The 23,119-nt window shown below is 69.1% G+C and carries 19 protein-coding genes; 11 read left to right on the top strand and 8 right to left on the bottom strand.

The window, feature by feature from the left end:
- The 6 genes from VM221_05275 to VM221_05250 all read left to right on the top strand — a co-directional run.
- A partial coding sequence (locus tag VM221_05275) for an HDIG domain-containing protein (GenBank protein ID HUT74235.1) occupies positions 1 to 1,082 on the top strand: 1,082 nt, incomplete at its 5' end.
- Positions 1,039 to 1,524 carry an rRNA maturation RNase YbeY gene (gene ybeY / locus VM221_05270; protein ID HUT74234.1) on the top strand — a complete coding sequence of 162 codons (486 nt, stop codon included), beginning with the start codon at positions 1,039 to 1,041 and terminating at the stop codon, positions 1,522 to 1,524. The genes VM221_05275 and ybeY, both read left to right, overlap by 44 nt.
- Positions 1,525 to 1,604: 80 nt before the next feature.
- Positions 1,605 to 2,321 (top strand): diacylglycerol kinase, encoded by a 717-nt coding sequence (locus VM221_05265; GenBank protein ID HUT74233.1) that lies wholly within the window; start codon positions 1,605 to 1,607, stop codon positions 2,319 to 2,321.
- 66 nt (positions 2,322 to 2,387) lie between these two features.
- The gene (locus tag VM221_05260; GenBank protein ID HUT74232.1) at positions 2,388 to 3,692 is read left to right on the top strand and encodes a hemolysin family protein; all 1,305 of its coding nucleotides are present in this window, start codon (positions 2,388 to 2,390) and stop codon (positions 3,690 to 3,692) included.
- A gap of 18 nt (positions 3,693 to 3,710) precedes the next feature.
- Complete coding sequence (locus VM221_05255; GenBank protein ID HUT74231.1) at positions 3,711 to 5,072, top strand: hemolysin family protein; 1,362 nt, start codon at positions 3,711 to 3,713, stop codon at positions 5,070 to 5,072.
- 27 nt (positions 5,073 to 5,099) lie between these two features.
- Positions 5,100 to 5,513 carry a cytidine deaminase gene (locus VM221_05250; protein ID HUT74230.1) on the top strand — a complete coding sequence of 138 codons (414 nt, stop codon included), beginning with the start codon at positions 5,100 to 5,102 and terminating at the stop codon, positions 5,511 to 5,513.
- Positions 5,514 to 5,538: 25 nt separating this feature from the next.
- Here the strand turns inward: VM221_05250 and pheA are convergent, their stop codons facing one another.
- Complete coding sequence (gene pheA / locus VM221_05245) at positions 5,539 to 6,603, bottom strand: prephenate dehydratase (GenBank protein HUT74229.1); 1,065 nt, start codon at positions 6,601 to 6,603, stop codon at positions 5,539 to 5,541.
- Positions 6,604 to 6,672: 69 nt separating this feature from the next.
- Here pheA and accD point away from each other — a divergent pair, with 69 nt between their 5' ends.
- The 4 genes from accD to tsaD all read left to right on the top strand — a co-directional run bounded on the left by accD (position 6,673) and on the right by tsaD (position 11,912).
- Positions 6,673 to 7,521: an acetyl-CoA carboxylase, carboxyltransferase subunit beta gene (accD, locus tag VM221_05240; protein ID HUT74228.1), complete on the top strand. Its 849-nt coding sequence runs from the start codon at positions 6,673 to 6,675 to the stop codon at positions 7,519 to 7,521.
- A 58-nt stretch (positions 7,522 to 7,579) separates the two neighbouring features.
- Positions 7,580 to 8,617 (top strand): acetyl-CoA carboxylase carboxyltransferase subunit alpha, encoded by a 1,038-nt coding sequence (locus VM221_05235; GenBank protein ID HUT74227.1) that lies wholly within the window; start codon positions 7,580 to 7,582, stop codon positions 8,615 to 8,617.
- 106 nt (positions 8,618 to 8,723) lie between these two features.
- Entirely contained in the window at positions 8,724 to 10,757 is a 2,034-nt protein-coding gene (locus VM221_05230) for an acetylxylan esterase (protein HUT74226.1), read from the top strand.
- A gap of 42 nt (positions 10,758 to 10,799) precedes the next feature.
- Entirely contained in the window at positions 10,800 to 11,912 is a 1,113-nt protein-coding gene (gene tsaD, locus VM221_05225) for a tRNA (adenosine(37)-N6)-threonylcarbamoyltransferase complex transferase subunit TsaD (GenBank protein ID HUT74225.1), read from the top strand.
- Here tsaD and VM221_05220 read toward each other — a convergent pair.
- The 6 genes from VM221_05220 to VM221_05195 all read right to left on the bottom strand — a co-directional run bounded on the left by VM221_05220 (position 11,868) and on the right by VM221_05195 (position 18,676).
- On the bottom strand, positions 11,868 to 12,977 hold the full coding sequence (locus VM221_05220) for an HD domain-containing phosphohydrolase (protein HUT74224.1): 1,110 nt from the start codon (positions 12,975 to 12,977) through the stop codon (positions 11,868 to 11,870). The two genes, tsaD and VM221_05220, sit on opposite strands and share 45 nt — an antisense overlap.
- Positions 12,978 to 13,116: 139 nt before the next feature.
- A complete protein-coding gene (locus tag VM221_05215) occupies positions 13,117 to 14,100 on the bottom strand; it encodes a hypothetical protein (GenBank protein HUT74223.1) in 984 nt (327 codons plus the stop codon).
- A gap of 250 nt (positions 14,101 to 14,350) precedes the next feature.
- Positions 14,351 to 14,539 (bottom strand): CooT family nickel-binding protein, encoded by a 189-nt coding sequence (locus tag VM221_05210; protein HUT74222.1) that lies wholly within the window; start codon positions 14,537 to 14,539, stop codon positions 14,351 to 14,353.
- Between the two features lie 19 nt (positions 14,540 to 14,558).
- Entirely contained in the window at positions 14,559 to 15,662 is a 1,104-nt protein-coding gene (locus VM221_05205) for a uroporphyrinogen decarboxylase family protein (protein HUT74221.1), read from the bottom strand.
- Between the two features lie 57 nt (positions 15,663 to 15,719).
- Positions 15,720 to 17,111 carry a thymidine phosphorylase gene (locus tag VM221_05200; GenBank protein HUT74220.1) on the bottom strand — a complete coding sequence of 464 codons (1,392 nt, stop codon included), beginning with the start codon at positions 17,109 to 17,111 and terminating at the stop codon, positions 15,720 to 15,722.
- A 164-nt stretch (positions 17,112 to 17,275) separates the two neighbouring features.
- Positions 17,276 to 18,676 (bottom strand): bifunctional nuclease domain-containing protein, encoded by a 1,401-nt coding sequence (locus VM221_05195; GenBank protein HUT74219.1) that lies wholly within the window; start codon positions 18,674 to 18,676, stop codon positions 17,276 to 17,278.
- Between the two features lie 461 nt (positions 18,677 to 19,137).
- Here VM221_05195 and VM221_05190 point away from each other — a divergent pair, with 461 nt between their 5' ends.
- On the top strand, positions 19,138 to 20,859 hold the full coding sequence (locus VM221_05190; GenBank protein ID HUT74218.1) for an ankyrin repeat domain-containing protein: 1,722 nt from the start codon (positions 19,138 to 19,140) through the stop codon (positions 20,857 to 20,859).
- A 171-nt stretch (positions 20,860 to 21,030) separates the two neighbouring features.
- Here VM221_05190 and VM221_05185 read toward each other — a convergent pair whose 3' ends face one another.
- On the bottom strand, positions 21,031 to 23,118 hold the full coding sequence (locus VM221_05185) for a DUF2723 domain-containing protein (protein ID HUT74217.1): 2,088 nt from the start codon (positions 23,116 to 23,118) through the stop codon (positions 21,031 to 21,033).
- Position 23,119 lies beyond the last annotated feature (1 nt).

Below are 23,119 nucleotides of genomic sequence, written 5' to 3'. Positions count from 1 at the left end.
TGGCGGTGGTGGCGAGCCTGCTGGTAGGGGTGATGGCGCAGGGGCAGTTGGCGCTCACCGTGCTCACCTTCGGCAGCAGCCTGACGGGGGTGCTGCTGGTGCGTCACATCTGGCCGCCCTCACGGTTGGTCGGGGCGAGCGCGCTGCTGGGGACGGTCAACCTGGCGTTGGTGCTGCTGGTCAGCGAGACCACGGGCGGCGAACAGGTAGTCAGCCAGGCGTGGCACGGCCTGTTTTATGGCTTGGGCGCGCCGGCGCTCGCGGTGGGCGGGATCTTCCTGCTCCAGCGACCATTCGACATCGCCACCTACATGCGTCTGCTCGAGCTGTCCAATCCCAACGAGCCCTTGCGCCGGCGCATGCTCAACGAGGCGCCCGGAAGCTACGTGGACAGCTTCCTGGTCGCCAACCTGGCCGAGGCGGGAGCCGAGGCGATCGGCGCCGACGGCCTGCTGGCCCGCGTCGGCTCCTACTACCACGATTTGGGCAAGCTGCGCCGCCCCTATCTGTTCACCGAGAACCAGGCGCTGCTGGGCATCGGCAATGTCCACGAGCAGCTGTCCCCCTCCCTGTCCAGCCTGGTCATAACCTCGCACGTCAAGGACGGGGTCGAGCTCGCTCGCCAGTACCGGCTGCCGCGGGTGGTGCGCGACATCATGGCCCAGCACCACGGCACCACGCTGGTCAGCTTCTTCTACCACCAGGCGTGCTCCGATTCCCATGGTCAGCGGCTGCCGGAGGACAGCTTCCGCTACCCCGGCCCCAAGCCCGCCACCAGGGAGGCGGCGCTGGTGATGCTGGCTGACGCCACCTTCGCCGCGGTGTGGAGCCTGCCCGACAAGACCCCGGCGCGGGTGGAGACGGTGGTGCGCCAGATCGCGCGCGAACGCCTGGAGGACGGCCAGCTCGACGAATGCCCGCTGACCCTGCGCGATCTGAGCGCGATCACCGACGCGTTCCTGCGCCTGCTCAAGGGCATCATCTTCCATACGCGCGTGGAATATCCCCAACTGGCGGAGGCGGGAGCGCGCCGCACAAGTGGCCATCCTCATCAAGATTCGCCGCGTCCGCGGCGTCAATAGGGACCTGCTGCGGCGGGCGGCGCGGGCGGCGCTCGTCGCCGAGGGGTTGCCGTCCGCGGTCGAGGTGAGCGTACTCGTCACCGACGACCAGGAGATGCGCCAACTCAATCGCGACTATCGCCGGCTGGACGCCACCACTGATGTGCTGGCGTTTCCGCAGCAGCAGTGCCCGGACGAGCCCGGACCGCACCTGCTCGGCGACATCGTGATCTCGGCGCCGGCGGCGCAGCGCCAAGCCCGCGCCCGGCACATTACCTGCGACCGCGAGATGGCGCTGCTCGCGATCCACGGGGTGCTCCATCTCGCGGGGTGGCGCGATGATACCGATGATGAGCGACGCCGCATGCTGGGGCGCGGGCGCGACATCTGGCGGTCGGCTGCGCCCCGGGGGCCGTCGGGCGACCCGGCAAGACGGGCAGCGCAAGGACGCGGGGAGCCGTGAGCCACAGGGATACCGAGACGCCACCGCAATGAGGGCCCGCGGTCGGCGGCGGCCCGCTGGCGATGGTTGGCATTCCGGGAATGAAGTCGCGATCACTGTTCGACAGCTTTCGTTTCGCGCTCGACGGGCTGGTGCACGTCATCGGCACCCACCGCCACATGCGCTATCACCTGGTCGCCACCATGGCGGTGCTGGCCCTGAGTGTGCTGCTGCGGGTGACGAAGATCGAGGTCATCGCGCTCATCCTGGTGATCGCCATGGTGCTGTTGGCGGAGCTCTTCAACACCGCGATCGAGGTCACGGTAGACCTCGTCACCGACAGCTATCACCCTCTCGCCAAGATCGCGAAGGACGTCGCCGGGGCCGCCATGCTGCTGGCTACCCTGACCGCGGCCACGGTCGGAGCGCTCATCTTCCTCGACCGGCGGAGCGTGCGCCAACTCACCGCCGGCGCGGTGCTGCATCACCGGCCCGCCAACATCCTGCACGTGCTGCTTGCGGGCGCGGTGCTGATCATGATCCTGGTGGCCGTGACCAAGATCAGAGGCGGCAAGGGGACGCTGATGCGCGGCGGCGTGGTCAGCGCCCACGCCGCGCTGGCGGCCTTTCTGGCGACCGCGGTTTACTACGTGTGCCCCCACGTCGTGGCCGTCGGCGCCGCCGTCACCCTCACGCTGCTGGTGTGCCAGAGCCGGGTTGAGGCGGGGATCCATACCTTGCGCGAGGTCATCGTGGGAGCGGTGGGGGCGGTCGCGGTCACCGTCTTCATATTCCAGGTGCTGGGGGCCCAGCGTTGAGCGGGCGGCCGTGACCCCAGCCCGGTTGTGGGAGGGAGGCGAGCGGGCCCGCCGGGCCCGGTGTGCATGACTGCGTACGACTGGCGAGTGCTGGCCACATTGGTGGTGCTCCTCGGGCTGTCGGGATTCTTCTCCGCGTCGGAGATCGGCTTGCTGTCCGCAGGCAAGTACCGGCTGCGCCGGCTGGCGGCGGAGGGCTCGTGGAGCGGGCGCCTGGTGGTGGGGCTGCTGGAGCGCCCAACCATGATGCTGACCGCGGTGCTCGTCACCATTACCGGACTCAACTACGCGGCCGAGGCCATCGCCACCAGTTGGGCGATGCACCCGGAGCGGCTGGGGATGCGTTGGGGGCCGGTGGCGGCGATCGCCGCGCTGACGGTGATCGTCCTCATCTTCTCCGAAGTCACGCCCATCAGCTATGCCGCCGCCAATCCGGCGCGGGTCGCGCGGATGGCGGCGGGCCCGGTGTGGGTGCTGGTGTGGGTGCTGTGGCTGCCGGTCAAGCTCATCACCGCGGTCGCCCACAGCCTGGTGCGGCTGGCGGGCGGCGCCACCCAACGCCCGGATCAAGTGGTGACCGAGGAGGAGCTGCGCACCATCGTCGAGATGGAGGCGGAGCGCGGGGGCATCGAGCCCGAAGAGAAGGAGATGATCCACTCCATCTTCGAGTTCGGCGACAAGGTCGCGCGCGAGATCATGGTGCCGCGCCCGGATATGGTGATGGTCGAACGCGGCGCGACCGTCAAGGAGGCGGTGAAGCTCGCTATCGAGCACCGGCTGTCGCGGCTGCCGGTTTACGATGGCGACCCCGATCACATTGTCGGCGTGGTGCACGCCAAGTCGCTGCTGCCCTACCTGCACGACCAGCGCATGGACGAGCCGGTGGAGCGCGCGATGCGCCGCCCGGCGTTCATCCCCGAGCGCAAGCGAGTGAGCGAGCTGCTGGGGGAGTTTCGCAAGCGCAAGCAGAGCCTGGCCATCGTCGTGGACGAGTACGGCGGCACCTCCGGCCTGGTGACGGTCGAGGACCTGCTGGAGGAAATCGTCGGCGAGATCTACGACGAGTACGATGTCGAACAGGCATCCGCACAGCGGGTGGATGAAACCACCGTGGTCGTGGACGGCAAGCTCAGCATTGATGAAGCCAACCAGCTGGAAGGCATCCTGCTGCCCGAGGGTGATTACGATACGGTCGCCGGGCTCATCTACGACCGCCTGGGTGCTATTCCCCAGCTCGGCGCGCGGGTGCAAACGGAGGGCCTGGCGCTCACCGTCGAGGGTCTCGACGGACGCCGGGTGACCAGGGTGCGCATTACCCGCAAGCAGTCCTTGCCCGCACCCGAGGAGCCTTCCGCGTCAGACGAGGAGTAGCACCGACCGGCACTGGCCATGGACGACGGATTGAGCTTCATATGGTTGACCGCGGCGGTGTGGGCCGACCTCCGGGTGGGGGGGGTAGTGCAGATGGTCGTCATCGCCCTGGCGCTGCTGCTGCTGGGATTCGTGTCCCTGGCGGAGGCGGCGCTGGTATCGGTCAACCAGGTGCGCGTGCGTCAGCTCGCCACCGAGGGCGATAGCCGCGCGGCGCTCCTGGTGGACCTGGTCGAGCGCCGCCAGGAGATCCTGGGCAGCCTCGTCATCGCCATCAATTTCTCGATTCTGGTCACCTCCTCGCTGGTCACCGCCCTCACCATTCAACTGTGGGGTGTGGGCTGGGTGCCGGTGAGCTCGGTGGTCACGCTGGCGCTGGTGATCACTTGCTGCGAGATCGCCCCCAAGTCCTACAGCGCGCACCAGGCGGACCGCGTTGCCCTGCGCGTGGCGCGGGCGGTGGCGCTGCTGCACCGCGTGCTGCGGCCGGCGGCGTCAGTGCTCAACCGCATCGCCCAGTTCCTGATGGCGCGGGTTCTCATCAGGCTGCTCGGCGGCGGCTCGCACCCGCGGGAGCATGCTTTCTCCGATGACGAGATCAAGCGGCTCGTTACCGCCGGCGAGCGCGGCGGGGAGGTGCAGGAGGAGGAGGCGGAGCTGATCCACGGCGTGATCGAGTTCGCGGACAAGGTCGCGCGCGAGGTGATGGTGCCGCGTACCGACATGGTATGTCTGCCGCAGGAGGCGTCGCCCGCTGAAGCGGTGCTCGTCATCGCCCAGCACGGCCACTCGCGCATCCCCGTTTACGACGGCGACCTCGACCACATCAGCGGCATCGTTTACGCCAAGGACCTGCTCGCCCGACTCCAGCAGGGGCGCCCCGCGCCCAGTCTCGCGGCGGTGGCACGCCCCGTCCATTGCGTTCCCGAGAACAAGAAGCTCGCCGACCTGCTGCGCGAGATGCAGCTGCGCCGCGTGCACATGGCGATCGTCATTGACGAGTACGGCGGCACCGCCGGCCTGGTCACGGTCGAGGACCTGCTGGAGGAGATCGTCGGCGAGATCGTGGATGAGTATGATCGTGAGGAAGAGCAGATCCGCATGACCGGCGCCGGCGAAGGCGTGGTTGATGCTCGCGCCAGCGTGGATGACGTGGAGGAAGCCTTCGCCGTCGAACTGCCCGAGGGCGAGTTCGACTCCATCGGCGGCTTCGTGCTCGACCGCATGGGGCATCTCCCCCAGGCCGGCGAGGAGCTCGAGCATTCGGGGCTGCGGATCCGGGTGCAGGAGGTCAACGCCCTGCGCATCCACAAGCTCCACGTTGCCCGCGTGTCCCCGCCGCCGGCGCAGGCGGAGCAAACAGACGCCGACGCGCGATAGCCCGCACCGGCGGAGGATGAAACCGACGTGACGAAGGGGCAAGCACAGGAACTGTTGGCCGCGGCCCGCGCTGCAAGCGCGCGGGCCTACGCGCCCTACTCCGGGTTTCGCGTGGGCGCCGCGCTGCTGGCGGAGAGCGGCCGCACCTACGACGGGTGCAACGTCGAGAACGCATCGCTGGGGCTGACGGTATGCGCGGAGCGGGTAGCGGTGGGCTGCGCCGTCGCCGGCGGCGAGCGGCGCTTTCGCGCGCTCGCCGTCTATGCCGAGAGCGACGACCCGACGCCGCCCTGCGGCGCTTGCCGGCAGGTGCTGCGCGAGTTTGCCGCCGACCTGCCGATCTACCTGGCGCACCGCGGCGGGTGGCGCGAGGTCAGCCTGGCGAGCCTCTATCCGCTGCCCTTCGCCCCCGACCTGCGCCCCCACCGCGAGGAGCGGTGACGCCGCGCGGCATGCGAGCGCGCCTCTATTCCGCCTCGGGATAGGACCCCAACACGCGCACGAAGAAAGCTTCCGCGGCCAACTGCTCGATGGCGCGGGCGACGGGCGCCTCGCTGGCGTGCCCCTGGACATCCACGAAGAAGATGTACTCCCACGGGGTCTTCTTGGTGGGACGCGACTCGATCATGGTCATGTTGACGTCGTACTTGTCGAGCACCGCCAGCGCGTGGTAGAGGGCGCCCGCCCGGTGGTGGACGGCGAACATGAGGGAAGTCTTGTCGCGGCCGCTGGGCCGGGACTCGCCGTGGCGCCCGACCACCAGGAAGCGGGTGCGGTTGTGGGGCGAGTCCTGGACCTTCTCGCCGATGATCTCGAGGCCGTAGAGACCGGCGGCGAGGCTGGGGGCGATGGCGGCGGCGCCGGCCTCGTCGGCGGCGAGCTGGGCGGCGCGCGCGGTGGAGGCGACCTCTTGCAGCTCGGCGCGCGGAAGGTTGGTCTTGATCCAGACCCGGCACTGCGCCAGGGCTTGACGCATCGAGTAGATTCGCGTAACCTCCTCGGGCGGACAGCGAGCCAGCAGGTAATGATCCACGTCCAGGTAAATCTCCGCGCAGATGGCGAGCGAGGACTCGACGAACATATCGAGGGTGTCGCTGACCACGCCTTCGGTCGAGTTCTCCATCGGCACGACGCCGAAGCGGGTGAGGCTTTTCTCGACTTGGGTGAAGACATCGGCGATGGACTCGACGGGAACCGCCGCCGCCCGCGCGCCGAACTTGCGCAGCGCGGCCATGTGGGTGAAAGTGCCCGCCGGACCAAAATAGGCCACCGACGCCGGCATCTCCAGGTCGCGGTGGACGGCGATGATCTCGCGATAGATGCTGAGCAGGCCCTCCTCGGGCAGGGGTCCCCGGTTGGCCGCGATCAGGCGGTCGAAGATCTGGCGCTCGCGCGCCGGATCGAACTCGGCGCGCGCGCGGCGGCGCTTGGCGCGCCCGATCTTGAGGGCGAGCTGGGCTCGCTGGTTGAGCAGCGCCAGGATCTGCTCGTCTATCTGGTCTATGGCCGCGCGTTCCCGCTCGATGGTCATGACGTGCTCCCGCGCCTGAGATGGTATTAAGCTAGCGCAGGGCGGCGGGTGGTGTCAAGGCAGGGGTCTATGTCTTTCGAAGGATCTCCACCAGCAACGGGGCCAGGGCGCACCCCACCCGATCCGCGCGCCCAGCGCCAGGACGTCCCCGACGGCCTGTGGGCGAAGTGCCCGGGGTGCTCCGCCATGCTCTATCGCAAGGAGCTGGAGCGCGACCTGTTCGTATGCAAGAGCTGCGCGCACCACCTGCGCCTGGACGCGCGCGAGCGCATCGCGCTCATGGCCGACCCCGACAGCTTTCGCGAGCACGATGCCGAGCTTGCCCCGGCCAACCCCCTGGATTTCCCCGGCTACGATGAACGCCTGCAGGCGGCGCAGCAGGCGACGGGCCTGCGCGACGCCTTCGTGTGGGGCGAGGCGGCGATGGGGGGCCTACCGGTCGTCATCGGCGCCTCCGACCACCGCTTCATCATGGGGAGCATGGGCTCGGTGCTGGGCGAGAAGGTGGCGCGCGCCTTCGAGCACGGGAGCGCGGCGGGGCTGGCGGTGGTGCTGTTCAGCTGCTCGGGCGGAGCGCGCATGCACGAGGGGCTGCTGTCGCTGATGCAGATGGCGAAGACCGCCGCCGCCGCCCAGCGCCTGGCGCAGGCGGGGCTGCCCTACATCTCGGTGCTCACCGATCCGGTTACCGCGGGGGTGCTCGCCAGCTACGCATCCCTGGGCGACGTCATGCTCGCGGAGGCGGGGGCGCTGGTGGGCTTCGCCGGGCCGCGGGTGATCGAGCAGAGCCTCAAGATCAAGCTGCCGCCGGGCACCCACACCGCCGAGTTCCAGTTGCGCCACGGCATGCTCGACCTGGTGCTGCAGCGCCGCGAGCTGCAGCCGACCATCGTCAAGCTGCTGCGGTGGATGCTGTGATGCGAGGTGCGCGCACGGTGACACGCGAACGTCTCCGCGGGTGCGGGAGGAGCCGCTGATGCAGCTTGCGAGCCGCTGGCTGCCGTTCGAGCAGCCGCTGCAAGAGCTGGAGCAGGACCTGCGCCGGCTGGAGGAGCTGGAGCGCTCCATCACCACCCGCGGGCTGGACAAGTCGGCGCAGGCGGCCAAGGTCAAGGCCGACATCGCGCGTCTCAAGCAGCGTATCGACCAGGTGTCGGAGCAGGTTTTCGCCAATCTCTCGCCGTGGGACAAGGTGCTGATGGCGCGCCATCCCAACCGCCCCTACACCCTCGATTACATCCGCCTCATGTTCGAGGATTTCGTCGAGCTGCACGGCGACCGGCGCTTCGGCGACGACCCCGCGATCGTGGCCGGCCTGGCGTGGCTCGACGGGCGGCAGGTGGCGGTGATCGGGCATCAGAAGGGGCGCGACGTCAAGGAGCGCCAGTTCCGCAATTTCGGCAGCGCCCGCCCCGAGGGCTACCGCAAGGCGCTGCGCATCATGCGCTTCGCCGAGAAGTTCAAGCGCCCGGTGATCTGCTTCATTGACACCCCGGCCGCGGAGTCGCGCCTAGAGGCGGAGGAACGCGGCATCTGCGAATCCATCGCCCGCAACTTGGCGCAGATGTCGGTGCTGCGGACGCCGATCGCGGTGGTGGTCATCGGCGAGGGGGGCAGCGGCGGCGCCATCGGCATCGGCGTCGGCGATTGGGTGATGATGCTGGAGCATTCGACCTACTCGGTGATTCCGCCCGAGGGGTGCGCCGCCATCCTCGATGCCTTCGGCCGCGACTCGTCGCGCGCGCCGGAAGCCGCCCAGGCGCTGCGCCTGAGCGCGCAGGACGCCCGCGACCTCGGCATCGCCGACGAGATCATCCCCGAACCCCTGGGCGGCGCCCATCGCGACGCCGCCGGCACCGCCGAGCGCATCCAGGACGCGGTCGTCCGCGTCCTGGATCAGTTGACGGGCATGGCGACCGACAACCTGCTCGCGCGCCGCTATGCCAAGTTCCGCGACATCGGCCGCTTCATCCAGCCGCCCCCCGAAGTGCGCGACGACGGTAACCACACATAGCCCGGCGGCGGCCCCGCCGCCCGCGCTTTGATTCCCGGCGACGCGCCAAGCGGACGCCGCCGAACTCACCCCGCCGGGGTCTCCCGGTGCAAGGAGGGAAGGCAACGTGATCGTGTGCCCCGGATACCTGGGTTGGGTGCAGGACGTGGCACGGCAGTGGACCGACAGGCTGCTGCGGCAAGCTGAGGAGGCGGACCGCGTAGGACGCGCCCGCCGCGCGGCTCTGACGACGCCCGAGGCGGTGGTCACTTACCAGCGGTGGCTGCGCGAGCGCTTCGCCGCCCTGGTCCCGGAGCTGCCACCGGGGGGCGAGATGCGCGCGCTCGGCGAGCTGCGCCATGGGCCATATACCATCAGCAAGCTGTTGATCGAGACCTTCCCCGGGCGCTGGACGCCGGCAGCGGTATGGCGACACGAAGCGCAGGAGACCCCCGCGCCCGGTGTCCTCTTCTGTGCCGGTCATTACCTGAGCGCATGGCGCGACCCTGAGTACCAGGCGGTGTGCATGGACCTCGCCCGCCACGGGCTGGTGGTGCTGGCGTTCGACCCCGCCGGCCAGGGGGGGATGGCGGAGTACCCGGAGATCCCCGAGGGCTGTGTCTCCGAGCACATGCACGTCGGGGTGCAATGCATGTTGACCGGGGGCTACCTCGCGCGCTACTTCGTGGGGCATACCCGGCGGGCGCTGGACGCCCTGTGCGCGCAGCCGGAGGTGCAGGCGGATCGCATCGGCATCACCGGCTTCAGCGGGGGCGGCACCCAGACCATGCAGATGATGCTGGCCGACGAGCGGCTGGCGGCCGCGGCGCCCGGCGGGTATGTCCACGATCTGCGGACCTACATGGAGACGGGGCAGACCCACGACCACGAGCAGATCTATGTCGGGCTCCAGGGGGAGGGCTTTAATCACGCCGACTTCCTGGCCGGCTTCGCGCCGCGGCCATGCCGGGTGCTGGCGGCGGCGCACGATTTCTTCCCCATCGAGGCGACGCTGGAGACGGTCGAGCAGGCGCGCGCGGCTTATCGCGCGCTAGGCGCAGAGGAGCGCCTCGACGTGGCCATCGGGCGCCACGAGCATCGCTACTCACCGGAGCTGCGGCAGGCCGCGGTACGGTTCTTCACCCGCTGGCTGGGGGGCGAGGAGCGCTGGCGGGGGGAACTCGCCGACCCGGCGCTGGACGAGCGGGACCTCGCAGCGTGGTCGCCGCAGGCCCCTGGGAAGACCGTCTTCCAACTGAATGGCGAATACCTGGAGCGCCATCGCGCCCGGCCTGCGGGGGAGGCGGGGGAACTGGTCGAACTCGTGCAGCGGGTGCTCGGCATCGAAGCCGCGGCGCTCGACGCGCTCATCCGGCCGCGGCCATTCATCGAGGGAGAGTGGGAGGGGCATCCCGGCACCGGATGGTGGTTCTGGTCCGAGCCCGGCATCTGCGTGGTGGCGGTGCACTATCGCCCCCGGGCCTCCGCCCCCACCTCGCGCCGGTGGCTGGCGGTGCTACCCCAGGGGTCGGATGACTGCGGACGCTATCGCGACGACCTGCTGGGGCTGCTGGCGGCGGGGGACGAGGTGGTGCTGATTGACGTGCGCGGCGTCGGCGGTGTGCGCTCTTTCCCCAAGACCGCGGTGGACGGCCATGGATCGCGCGATAACGAGTACTTCGCGGCCAGCAGCGCCTTCGCCCTGGGCGGGTCCTCGGTCGGCGCGCGGGTGTTCGATGTGCTGCGTGGTTGCCGGTTCGCTCTGCAAGAGCTGCAACCGGCGCGGGAGTTATGCATGATCGGGTGCGGGCTGGGGGCGCTGCACGCCTATCTCGCGGCCGCCGTCGAACCGCGCGTGCGCCGAGTGGTGTGCCGCGACATGATCCCGTCGTGGCGCGCGGTGGTGGAGACGCGCCTCTACGACTACACTAACATCAACGACCGCCATGTCGTGCCCGGCGTGCTGCGGCACTTCGACCTGCCCGACCTGGAGCCGTGCTTCGCAGGGCGGGAGCTGGTGATCGAGCGCCCGGCGCGCGTGGAGGTGAGCGCCGAGGAGTACGCGCGGGCCAAGGCCGCCGGCTTCGACGACGGCCGCGGCCACCGCTGGGAGCTGAAGTGGCCAGGCCCTGCGGGCCGCCACGGCGGTCTTCAGACCTAGCCGCTGCCCGCATGAGGGACCCAGAGAAAGAGTTGGCCGCAGATGAACGCCGATGAACGCGGATCAGGGTCCATCCCCGGCCATCCGCGGCCGGAAGCAATACTGATCCTGGGCATCGAGACCAGCTGCGACGAGACCGGGGTGGCGGTGGTCGAGGGCGGCAGGCACATCCGCTCCAACGTCGTCGCCTCCTCCGAGCGCTTCCACCGCCGCTTCGGCGGGGTGGTGCCGGAGATCGCCTCGCGCAAGCAGGTCGAAGTCATCGGCGCAGTCGCGCAGGAGGCCCTCGAGCAGGCCGGGATCACGTGGCCGCAGGTGGCGGCGGTTGCGGTCACCCATGCTCCGGGCCTGGTGGGTTCGCTGGTGGTGGGGGTGTGCTTCGCCAAGGCGGTGGCCTTCGCCCACGACCTGCCACTGGTGGCGGTGCACCACATCGAGGCGCACATCTACGCGCATTTCCTAACGGGGACAGGCACCGATTTCCAGAGAAATCAGGAGCCAGTCCCTATTTTCCCTTTCCTTGCCCTGGTGGTGTCGGGCGGGCACAGCGACCTGGTGGCGGTGCGGGGGCACGGCGACTTCGAGGTGCTGGGGCGCACGCGCGATGACGCCGCGGGCGAGGCCTTCGACAAGGGGGCGCGGTTGCTCGGCCTGGGCTACCCGGGTGGTCCCGCCATTGATGCGGCGGCGCGCGAGGGCGATGCGGGGGCGGTGCGGTTCCCCCGAGCGCCGCTGCCGGGCACCTGGGACTTCAGCTTCAGCGGCGTCAAGAGCGCGCTCGCACGCCATCTGCGGGAGACGCCGGAGCCGCAGCGCCGGTCAATCGCGGACCTGGCGGCCAGCTACCAGGAGGCAGTGGTGGAGCCGCTGGTCGAGAAGAGCCTTGCCGCTGCACAAGGCCTGGGGTTCGCGCGCCTGCTGGTCGCCGGAGGAGTGGCGAACAACAGCCGCCTGCGGGCGCTGATGGCCAAAGGCGCGAGCGAGGCCGGGGTGGAGGTGGGCTTTCCCCCGCCCGAGTTGTGCACTGACAACGCGGCGATGGTCGCCGCCGCAGGGCATTTCCGATACTGTCGCGGCGACGTCGCGGGCCTCGACCTGGACGCCTATGCCTCAGCTCATCTCGAGGTTGGGCGGGGCGCCGGGCAGCTCGGGTGAGGGAGGCCCTTTGCCGCCCGCACTTGCGTCCGGGGGCGGATCCTGGTCCTTGCCGTTCTCCCGCCGCTGCAGCAGCACATGGAAGGCGCTGACGACGGCGGTGTCGAGCTGAAGCCCGGCGCAGCGCCGCATCTCGTCCAAGGCATGCTCCCGGGTGTAGGCCGCACGGTAAGGCCGCTCGCTGGTCATGGCGTCGAAGGCGTCGGCGGCGGCGAGCACGCGCGCTCCCAGGGGCATCTTGGCGCCGGCGAGGCCGTCGGGATAGCCGGCGCCGTCAACTCGTTCATGGTGGTGGCGGATGATGGCGACGGTTTCGGCGTCGGCGAGCACGGGGGACAGGATGCCGACCGCGATGATCGGATGCATCTGGATCTGCGCGCGCTCCCGGCGGGTGAGGGGCCCGGTCTTCTTGAGGACGCCGTCGGGGATGCCGATCTTGCCGATGTCGTGCAACTGGCCGGCCACCCGCAGTCGCTCGCGCTGCTCATCTGACAGGCCCAGCGGGAGCGCCATGGCGACCGCCAGGTCCGCCACCCGGGCTGAGTGACCTCGCGTGTGGGGATCGCGGGCCTCCAGCGCCGAGGCGAGGGATTCGACCGCACCCAGGAACAGCCGGCGGGTGTCATGAGCGTACTGGCCCAGCCGCGTCTCCAGCTCCTGCCGGTATCTTTGGTTCTCCTCCAGCAGCCAGTGTCGTTCCACCGCCCGCCTGATCCGCAGCAGCAGGTCCTCGCGGTCGAACGGCCGGGCGACGCAGTCCACAGCGCCGGCCCGCAGGCACTCGATACCGGCGATGGCCAGCTCCGGCTCGGTGATCATCACCGCCGCCACGTCCACTCCTGACGCGGCGAGGGCGGCGAGGAAGTCGGGGGCGTTCATCTCCGGCAGGCGCACGTCAGCGACGACCAGGTCGTACGCGCCCTGCTTCATCGCTTGCAGCGACTCGTGCGCGCTGCCGAACTCCGCCACCTCGTAGCCGGCGGATCGCATGATATCACCCAGCAGAGCTCGGCTGGAACTGTCCGCATCAACGATCATGATTCGCAGGATTTCCGATTCCTTCATGGCTGCGGGCTCTGGCACCTCAATTCCCGCCAGTGTCCCTCACGTTCCCCCACCGCGGGCGGCGATGCAGCGGCCCGCCCCCCGGGGGCGCGGACCGCTTGTAGCCGGATACTGGGCGCTGCCGGTTGCACTACGTCCACTACAGCCTGGGCGCAAGCAACACGGCCGCGGCGCGACGCAACTGCCGTGCGGCCGTTTCCGGGGTCACCGGATTGACGTTGATGCCGTACTCGAGCGCGGTGCGCGTCGGGGCGCCGACGTTGCATAGTACGCGCAGGAACCAATGAAAATGCTCCATGCCCTCGATGTTGCACGGTGCGCACATGAGGGTCATGACGCAGCGTGGGTCGCGCAGGGCGCCGTTGAGCGCCTTCATGGTGTCGCCGATGATCCGCGCCAGGCTCTGTATCTCCTGGCGCTGGGTGCGCGCCAGGCTTCCATGGTGACGCCGCGGGATGATCCAGATCTCGTAGGAATAGGTGGCGGCGTAGGGCGTCACTGCCAGGAAGTGGCGGTTCTCGACCACCAGGCGCCGGCCATCTTCGGTGTCGGTCAGCGCGATGTGGCAGATGCCGCAGCGGCCGCGGTAGTCGTAGTACTGCTCCATGCCTTTGGCCAGCTCCCACAGGCGCTGGGGGACGATGGGCAGGGCCAGCAGGCGCCAGTGCGGATGGGCCGGGCTGCGCGCGGGACAGTGGCGCGACACAATCACCGACTTGGTGGATTCCGACGCACACCAATGCGCGTAGCGCTCGCGGCATGCCCAGAGCGCGTCCTCCGCCTGCTGCGCGTCCACAATCAGGGCCGCCTGGTCGTGGTTCGGCGTCTCGACGATCAGCTCTTCGGCGCCGATCGCGCGCATGGTGTCGTAGATCCCTTCGTCGTGGCGGTCGGGGTCGCCGTCGGGCCGGAAATGGGAGGCGTCGCATGACACCACGCGCACCCACCACCCCGGCATATTGGGCTCCGTCTGGGGGCTGCGATACGCAAGCAGTTCCGCTCCCGAGGCGGACTCGTTGCCCGGACAGTAGGGGCACGCGGCGTCAGCATCGGCCGCATGCGAGCCGTCGTCAGCGATGATCGCCCATTCGCGCGTCAACGGGTTCTTTCTGAGTTCACCCATGGACCGCAAGAAAGCCTCCCGACCGCGACTGCGGTAGAGAGGCTCTCATGACCTCCTGCGCACCGACGTGATGCGCGCGCCTGCACCACCTATGCTATTCCCATGGCCGCCTGCATGTCAACGGCGTTTGCGCGCGTGATTGTCACCTAAGTCAGCTAACACCCACCGCCTGACGCGAAAAGCGTCAGCGCAGGGACTGCCCCCGAATGGGGACTGTCCCCTTCCGGGCGGGTACACAGTCCCCGCCCGCCTAGTCCGCGCGGAAGACTATCTCGTGGTCGAGCAGGCGCATCTCCACCAACGCCCCGCGCACGGTTTTCTTCTCCCCGAAGATGCTGGTCAGTAGCCACTCGTCGCCCTGCCCGACGACCGAGGCGACATCCTCCAGCACCAGCCGCCGCTCGCCCGCCTGTTCCAGGAAGACCTTCGATTCACACATGGTTTCAGCTCCTCGCGCTTCAGATCGTGATCGGGTAGCGCCCGATCTCCTCGACGTGCTCGACGGCGCGAACAAGCGTATCCGGCCTCACCCCGGGGTAAGTCTCGCCGCCGATGGCGAAGATGTACCCCCCGCCCGGGGCGCCGATGCGCACCGCCCGCTCGATGATAGGCCGCGCCGCTTCGAAATCACCGTAGAGGTCCTTGCAGTTGAGCCCGCCCGACATGACGACCTTGCCCGCCAGCGCCCGCTTGGCGGCGGCGATGTCGCTGAACCCGCCGATGTCCATGTGCGTCAGCTTCAGCACCTCCGCATAGGTCTCGAAGTGATGGTCGTTGGGCCCGTCAGCATGCAGCCGGCGTTCGTCTTTGCCGTAGCGGTCGTAGATCGCCTGGTTGTAGGGCAGCACCATCTGCCGGTACATCTCGTCCGAGATGAACGCCGAGTTGTCGTCGGCGAGGCCGATGGCGCGCTGCTCGCGGACGCCGAAATGGCGGCTGCTGAACTCGTTCAGCCGGAAGAAGGCCTCGAGCAACTTGTCGAAAAACAGACGGATGTGCTCGGGCTCGGTGTACATCCATTCGTACACTCGGTCCGCGGGCGCCAGGGCGCAGGCCGCCGACAGGGGCGGGTGGATCCCCACGCCGCCGCTGACGTCGAGGGCGAGGCCGCGCGCACGGGCGAGCTCCTGCATGCGCGCGTGCTGCGCCAACGCCCAGCGGATGCCTGGGGCCTCGGCGGGGTCCGGAATCGGCAGGCGCTCAATGTCCTCGAGGGTGTGCACGCAGGGCACGATCCACGGCGAGGTCCCGGCCGGGCGCTCGAGGTCGCACCCCCACAGCAGGCCCTCGCCAACAGGCCCGAGATCGGTGAACAACGCGCAGCCGGTGCGATCGTCGCGCAGCTCCTCGAACGCCCATTCCAGTCCCTTGAGCTGCACCTCGATCTGCAGCGCGACATCCCGGTAGTATTGCGCTATGTCGTGGCCGAACAGCCGGCACCAGTAGCTGCCGCCCGCGCTGATGCGGATGGGTACGCGGTCGGGCTCCTCGAAGCGCGAGGTGATATCAATCCGCCGCTGGCTGTTGGCCATGCGGTCGCTGTATTTCCCAGGATCAAACACCGAGTTCCTCCCCTGTGGCGCACGTATGCTTCCCTGCGGCCCGTGCCCTTGCCTTCTTCATCGCGGCATCATCGCAGGGACTGTCCCCGAATGGGGACTGTCCCCTTCCGGGCGGGTACAGTCCACGTAGGGACAGTCCCCGCCGACTGCCTCTCGCACCAACGGCCGACGCCGTGGGGCGCGCACGCCGATGGCGAAGGCGTCCGCGAGCGCCTTCGCCAGTAGCGTCGCGTCGTCGCCGCCGCAAGCGGTCGCCAAGGCCTCACCCTTGCGCACGCGGTCACCCCGCTTCCTCAGCAGCACCACTCCCCCGCCCGGCCCGCCGTCGCGCACCAGCTCCTGGGCCATCTCGCCCACCGCCCGCGCGTCAATCGCGCGCACCACGCCGCCGGCAGGCGCGCGCACTGTCACCTTCCGCTCCGCCCGGGGCAGCAAGGCCGGATCGTCAACCACACGGTGGTCTCCGCCCTGCGCCTCGATCATTTCCCGCAGCTTGGCCGCGGCGGTGCCGCCGGCGAGGGCGGACTCCAGCCGCCGCCGCGCGTCTGCTTCATCCGTCGCGACCAGCGCCAGCACCAGCATCCGCCCCCCCAGCGCCAGGCTCAGCTCCCGCACATCCGGCGGCCCCTCGCCCCGCAGCACCGCGAGCGCCTCCCCCACCTCCAGCGCTTCGCCGACCGCGCACCCCAGCGGCTGACTCATGTCGCTGACGAGGGCGGCGGTCGGTCGCCCCGCGCGCGCGCCAATCTCCACCATCGTCTGCGCCAGCCGCCGCGCCGAGCGCAGGTCCTTCGTGAATGCGCCGCCGCCGCACTTGACATCGAGGACGATGGCGTCGGCGCCGGCGGTGAGCTTCTTGCTCATGATGGAGGCGGCGATGAGGGGCTGGCTGGCGACCGCGCCGATGCGGTTGCGCAAGGCATACATGCGCTGGTCGGCCGGGCACATGTCAGCGGACTGGGCGGCGACGGCGAGGCCGATGCGCCGCACCTGGCGTACGAAGCGCGCCGCCGTCATCTCGCAGCTCAGGCCAGGGATGGATTCGAGCTTGTCAATGGTGCCGCCGGTATGGCCGAGCGCGCGCCCCGACATCTTCGTTACCGACGCCCCCGCCGCCGCCACCAGGGGCGCGACCACCAGCGTCGTCTTGTCGCCCACCCCGCCGGTAGAGTGCTTGTCCACCTTGACCCCGGCGAGGGATGAGAGGTCAACCGGCTTCCCGGTGGCGGCCATGGCCATGGTCAGCGCGGCGGTCTCGTCTGCATCCATGCCGCGCAGATAGACGGCCATCAGGAAGGCCGCCATCTCCTCCTCGGCGACGGCGCCGGCGACATAGGCGCTGATGAACCAGTCCAGCTCCTCGGGTTCAAGGGGCAGCCCGTCGCGTTTGCGGGCGATGACGTCCACCGCGCGCAGGTCGTACGGATGGGGAGCGGGTTGACGGCGCATGGCAGTCCTCCGCAAAGCGTATCTACCGTTATCGGTTCAGCCGTGCCGCACCGCCCTCCTGTCAGCGCGGAAGCATCACACACAGGAATGTGACGGGGAGCGATTGGCGCGGGGCGCGGCAGACATCGCTCCTATCTGGCCACCGCCCGAGAGCGGGGGGGTGCTCACGGTGCTGCGGGCATCGGCTTGATGGTGATGGCGGTGGGGCTGAAGGTCACCCGAAAGTCACGGCCCTGCTCTTCGATGACGGCGTGGATGGTGCCAGTCTGGCGCCGCGCGCCGGGCCTGAGCTCCACGCCCGCCATCTCGGCCAGGCATTCGCGCAGGGGCGCAAGCACATAAACCGGGATGCTCATGCGCTCCTTACGTTCCCTACCTATTCGGAAATGAACCGACACCGCGTCCGCGCGCTTCCGGTCGGGGCGAATGGAAATCAGGTCTGCTTGCTCACGCACGGCCGCGCCGAGGATGACGCGTACGACTCGGAGGATGGGCTCGCACCCCTCTGCTACCCACGACGAACCTCGCGTCAAGACATGCCCGGTACATATCACAACAGGCCCGGCCTCTTTCGGCTGGAACTCTGCCATTCCCGCGGTCATCGCCGGATGTCCGTCTACGATGCTGGCGAGCGAATCGCTGACGAAGATAGGCGCCTTGGCCCGCAGAGCGATGTTGATGGCATCGCTGGGACGTGCGTCCAGAGTCTTCGTCTCGCCGCCCCGCCTCAATGCGACGCTCGCGATGTACGTGGTGTCGCGGATCTCCGCGACTTCGACGCGCTCCACGCTGACACCGAAAGCCGAAAGCGCCTCGAGGAAGACGTCGTAGGTCATGGGGCGGGGCGTCGTTTTCTCGCCCAGCTCGAGCCACAGCGCCGTGGCTTCAGTCTCGCCAATCCAGATGGGAAGCTCTAGTCCCGCCTCAGTACTCAGCACGACAACGGGTGCGGAGTGCTGCCGTCGCAGCTCGACCTTGCCAATCCGTTGCATCACTTCACCTCCGAATTCCGGCGGCAGCGCTTTCTCCCGGAACAGCTCTGGCACCAGCGGCGCGAGGCGCCGCCGCAGCCTGGCTCTACCCGCGCGCAACCGGCCCTTGACCGTGCTGGCGGGTACCGACAGGAACTCTCCGATTTCGTCGCAGGTGTAGCCGTTCACATAGAACAGCGAAACGACCAGGCGGTTGTCCTCAGGCAGGGATCGCAGCGCCGCCTGCACGGCGAGGCGAACGCTTACCTCTTCCGCGACATCGCCCGCAGCGGGCAGCGCCTTCTCCTCCAATGATTCTTCGGGCGATTGCCGGCGCCGCAGCGCGGCCTTACAGATGTTATCGGCGATCGTCCGCAGCCACGCAGGAAAGCGCTCCGGCTCCCGCAGTTGGCCCAACGCCCGGTATGCCGACACGAAGCTGTCCTGCGCCAGGTCACGCGCCTGTTCGAAATCCCCCACCCGCGCGTAGCACAGCCCGTAGACCGCGTTGCGATAGCGCTCAACGAGTTCGCCGAATGCTTCGATCTCGCCGGCGAGGCACGCTCTTATCAGGCTCGCGTCGGTGGCCGCCAACTTCGCTCTCTGCTGCTATTGATGCAATCCAGCCGAGTCCCGGAACTGCGAATTGCGGCCGCTGCGCCCGGGGGCCAAACGCGCCTCGTGGCGATGACGTCCACCGCGCGGTGGGGCGGGCGTCCCGCCCGCCAGCCACTTCGCAGCCGGGACGGCTGCGCCACCAGCGCGCGCGGATGGGTGGGTGATGATTCCCTCATGGCGGCTCCTTCGGGAATGCGAATGTATGCGTGGTTACGGCACCGGATGCCGCGTATCCTGCCGCCCACGGCCTGTAGCTCCACTGCCGTCAGTGGGCGCGGATGCGGAATAATTGAGACATGCGCCGAACGGACGCGCGCCGCTTCCTGGTAGCGGGACCCGGCGTGACCGCGGCTGGGTCATCCGAGCCATCTGATGACCGCCGTGGCGGCCCTTGCGGCCTAGCCACTCGGGTGTGACCCTACGCGGAAGAGTCCTTGATGCTATCCATGAGACCGGGGCTGATCCAACCCATCGTGGGCGCGATCTTGCTGATCGCGGTGCTGGCGGTGTACCTTTGCCGCTTCGGTTCGCCCCGGCGCTGGCTGGTGGTGGCCCTCGGCGTGTGCCTGCTCGACCAGGCGACGAAGGCGCTGGTGATGCGCCATGGGTGGCATTACCCGACCCCGTCGTTCTTCGGCGGATGGCTGCGCATCGCCTACATGAAGAATATGGGGCTGGGATTCGGCGGGTCCTCGCCGTCTCTGCTGGCGACAACGGTGGGACTGGTGGCGGCGCTGGCGGTGCTCTACCCGCGGCTGGTGCGTCGGCGGTATCGCGTGTCGGTGCTGACGGAGTGCGGGTGCGCATTGCTGGGGGGTGGTCTGCTGGCGATCCTGCTTGACCGCGTCCGCCTCGGCTACAGCGTGGACTTCCTCGAGTTCGGCAAGTCCGGAGACTTCGCGTACAACGTCGCCGACCTGGCGGTATTCGGGGCAATGGCGCTGCTGGCGGCGGGGGTGCTGCAATTCCTGTGGGCGGCGCGGCCGCGACGACTTGGGCTGCACGATTGCGTGGAATGCGGTGACGGCACCGCTTTGCGCGCGCCGCCCGCTGGCGCCCAGGGCAGGCGCCAGCGTGGGTGGATGCTGCTCATGCTGGGCGGGACCGCGGTGTTGCTGGCGACCTTCTGGTATCTCGGGCGCGACGAAGGGGCGCGGATGCCGCCGCTGCACCGGGCGGCTTCGCGTGGGGACGCGGCCGCCGTCGCGCGCCTGCTGGCCAAAGGCGCGGACATCAACGCGGCCGATAAGCGAGGCTGGTCGCCCCTCGCGTATGCCGCCTGCAAGTCCCCCGAGGCCGTCAAGCTGCTATTGGCGCGCGGGGCTGATGCGAACCACCGCGACAAGTTCGGCTGCACGCCCCTAGACTGGGCTGTCTTCAAGAAGGATCCCCAGTGCCTGGCGCTCTTGCTCGCCCACGGGGCAAGGATGCAGTCCACGGCGGGCGGACCGTCCGGGCTCCTGCTCAGCGCAGTTACTTCGCGCAGTCCCCGCACCGTGGCTTTGCTCTTGGCGCACGGCGCGGACGCGAACGCGACTAACGGCCGCGGCATATCCGCCGCACTCCGAGCCGCGGCGGTGGGCGCCCGCAGTGAGATCCTTGAGTTGCTGCTAACCGCGGGGGCCGACGCTAACGCCGCAGACCGAAGCGGTCGCACCGCCCTGCACTACGCCGCCGAGTGCGGCAATGCCGCGTCAGTGAGGGCACTTCTAGCGGCGGGCGCCAAGGTGAACACCAAGGACAAGGACGGCGCGACGCCGCTGGCCCTTGCCGGCGCATGGTGCGGCCCCTTGGCGAGAGACGCATCCGGTCATGGCGCCAGTGCCAGTGAAACCTTGTCCGCGTTGGTGGCGGCTGGCGCCGATGTCAGCGCCAGGTCCCGAGACGGCTGGACGGCGCTGCTGCGGGCCAGCGTGCGGCGCGACGCCGAAAGCGTGAAGCTCCTGATCGCGGCGGGAGCGGATGTCAACGCCGGTGGGCTCCGCGGTTGGACGGCTCTGCACTACGCGTCTGCCAAAGGTGATGCGGAAACGGCGAAAGCGCTGCTGGCCGCCGGCGCCGATGCCGACGCGCAAAACGATGACGGCATGACCCCGTTTCACTTCGCCAGGGACAGAAGCGTCGCGGCGCTCTTGCGTCAGCACGGCGCGCGAGCGTAGAGCGCGAGCGACGGCGGCGTCCTACCTCACCAACGGCGGTGGGCGGCGTGTCGGATGGGGATAGCCTCCAGTGCGGGGAGGCGGATTCATTCTCAATGGGTGCGCGGATGCGCTCGATGAACCCCTCTCCCTGCAAGGGGAGGAGTCAGAACTCGCGTCCGCACCCACACTTCACTTGCGCGCACCGCGGGGCACAATCCGCACCCCAGCGGTGGTCACCTCCAGGGTTGATTCATCGGCGCCGGTCCCCGACAGCGCCAGACCCCTTTTCGCGGCGCGGGAGCGTACCCGCACGGTGACGGAGTATTGCCCCGGTGGCGCGTCGCCGGGAATGAAAGCGAGATGCCGCTCCTCGGCAACCTCGCCGGGGCGCCAAGTCTGGGCGTCGTAGAAACCGTTGGCGAGTTCGGAGCGGGCGCGCCACACGGCGCCATCGGGGCCCTGCAGGCTGGTCAGCGTTTCCAGCGGCTCGATCGCGGGCGTGAGCTTCTTCCACCGGTGGGTGACGCGCAGGATCGCGCCCTGGGCGACCGGCGTCGGCTCACAGGTGGTGGCGATCAGCCCCAGCGCGTCGCCGAAGCGAAAGCGCGGGGCGGTCGCGTCGGCGACGGCGCGCAGCCGCGGCTTGCCGTCGGGATAGACCCGCATGAGGTCGCCGATATCCTCGTGCGCATAGCGCCGCTTGAACTCGCCTTTCCACGAGGTTTGGTGCTCGGCGAGGTAAACCGCCGGATACGACTCCAGGAAGGCCTTACGCAGCACGCGGCGCGCGCCGGCCGGATCGGCGGACGACAGGGCCACCGACAGGGTGACATCCGGCCGCAGGCCCTCGACGTGCTTGAGGTAGCCCAGGGGGGCGGTGCTCCACCAGTCGCCGATGATGAGGGCGTTCGGCGCCGCCACCGCGAAGGCATTGCGCGCGAAATCCTCGGCGGAGTAGTCCTGGCTGGCGTCCACCAATCTGAAATTCGCACTGAACGCCCACACCGGCAGGTAGGTCACCAGGGCCGCCACCAGGGCGATGCGGCGCGGTCGCGTGAGGCCGGCCTCTCTCCCCTGCTGAAGCCAGGCCAGCCCCCGCTCCCCCCACGCCAGCACGCGCTGTAACCCGACCGCCATCAATATCGCCAGCACCAGGTAGGCGGGCAGGAAGTAGGTGTAGATGTCGAAGATGTCGTAGTTGATCGCGTAGAAAACGTCCAGACCGAGAAGAAGCAGGAGTGATGCTGCGAGCCTGGCGTTGCCGCGCAGGGCCGACGCGATGCCGAGGACGGCGGCACCAACGCCAAATGGCCCCAGCTCGCGCGCAATGTGGCGGATGAAGCCCAGCGCGCGCAGGGCGACCTCGCCCGCCCCCATCGAGAACATCAACCGGTGGCAGCCGGGGGCGCTGATGAGCTGCCAGAACGCATGCAGGGAGTGCGGGTTGTTGACCTCGGGCGGGGGATTGGCCAGCGCCCGCAGGGGGACGTACAGGTAAACCATCGTCCCCGCCAACAGCGCCCCCAGGCAGCCCCCAATGCGCCGCGGCCCCAGCTCACGCCACCCGCGGCTCAACAGCACCAGCAGCGCCAACGCGGGAATCATGAGCGCGGTCAGGGCGTGGTTGCCCAGGCTCACCCCCACCACCAGCCACCCCAGGTAGAGGTCGCGGTCGCGACCGCCGTCGCGCCAGCGCAGGAGCAGCAGGAGTGCCCCCAGCATGAAGCAGGCGTGCAGCGTATAGACTTCGGCCTCGGTGGTCAGGTCCCAGAACGTGTATGAGAAGGCGAGGGTGAGCGCGGCGAACACGGAGGCCACTCGATTGCCCGTCCCCAGCGGAGTCGAGGGGCGCGTGACGCGCAGGCACACCAAGTAGAGCAGCACCACCGCCAGCGCTCCGCAGGTCGCCGCCATCAGGTTGAGGCGATAGGCGACGCTGCCAATGGGCAGCCACGAGAAGAGGTGGCCGATGAGCATGAAGGTGGGATAGCCGGGGTTGTGGCCGATGCCGAGGTGGTAGGCGGCGGTGATGAGCTCGCTGGTGTCGAGCCAGCCGAAGGTCGGGCGCAGGGTGCGCAGGTAGACGGCCAGGACGCTGGCGAACAGGCTGAGGGGGATGGCCCAGACTGTTGCATCGCGGCGCCAGCGGGAGGTCTGGCGCGCGGGCGCATGTGGCACAGCCGTTTCCGAATCCCGATTCATCGGGGCCCCCGGCTGTGCATGCTCGGGAGCGATGCGCGGCGGCGTCTCGCGCTCGGTGGAAGTGGCGACCGACATC

The sequence above is a fragment of the Armatimonadota bacterium genome (genome assembly GCA_035527535.1).
Classification (GTDB): domain Bacteria; phylum Armatimonadota; class Hebobacteria.
This window is presented reverse-complemented; position numbering and strand designations above follow the sequence as displayed.

What these genes read in the sequence shown, in the direction of transcription:
- VM221_05265 (HUT74233.1), top strand. Translation starts at nt 1,605, where the DNA reads ATGAAGTCGCGATCACTGTTCGACAGCTTTCGTTTCGCGCTCGACGGG.
- VM221_05260 (HUT74232.1), top strand. Translation starts at nt 2,388, where the DNA reads ATGACTGCGTACGACTGGCGAGTGCTGGCCACATTGGTGGTGCTCCTC.
- VM221_05255 (HUT74231.1), top strand. Translation starts at nt 3,711, where the DNA reads ATGGACGACGGATTGAGCTTCATATGGTTGACCGCGGCGGTGTGGGCC.
- pheA (HUT74229.1), bottom strand. Translation starts at nt 6,603, where the DNA reads ATGACCATCGAGCGGGAACGCGCGGCCATAGACCAGATAGACGAGCAG.
- accD (HUT74228.1), top strand. Translation starts at nt 6,673, where the DNA reads ATGTCTTTCGAAGGATCTCCACCAGCAACGGGGCCAGGGCGCACCCCA.
- VM221_05235 (HUT74227.1), top strand. Translation starts at nt 7,580, where the DNA reads ATGCAGCTTGCGAGCCGCTGGCTGCCGTTCGAGCAGCCGCTGCAAGAG.
- tsaD (HUT74225.1), top strand. Translation starts at nt 10,800, where the DNA reads ATGAACGCCGATGAACGCGGATCAGGGTCCATCCCCGGCCATCCGCGG.
- VM221_05220 (HUT74224.1), bottom strand. Translation starts at nt 12,977, where the DNA reads ATGAAGGAATCGGAAATCCTGCGAATCATGATCGTTGATGCGGACAGT.
- VM221_05215 (HUT74223.1), bottom strand. Translation starts at nt 14,100, where the DNA reads ATGGGTGAACTCAGAAAGAACCCGTTGACGCGCGAATGGGCGATCATC.
- VM221_05210 (HUT74222.1), bottom strand. Translation starts at nt 14,539, where the DNA reads ATGTGTGAATCGAAGGTCTTCCTGGAACAGGCGGGCGAGCGGCGGCTG.
- VM221_05200 (HUT74220.1), bottom strand. Translation starts at nt 17,111, where the DNA reads ATGCGCCGTCAACCCGCTCCCCATCCGTACGACCTGCGCGCGGTGGAC.
- VM221_05190 (HUT74218.1), top strand. Translation starts at nt 19,138, where the DNA reads ATGCTATCCATGAGACCGGGGCTGATCCAACCCATCGTGGGCGCGATC.
- VM221_05185 (HUT74217.1), bottom strand. Translation starts at nt 23,118, where the DNA reads ATGTCGGTCGCCACTTCCACCGAGCGCGAGACGCCGCCGCGCATCGCT.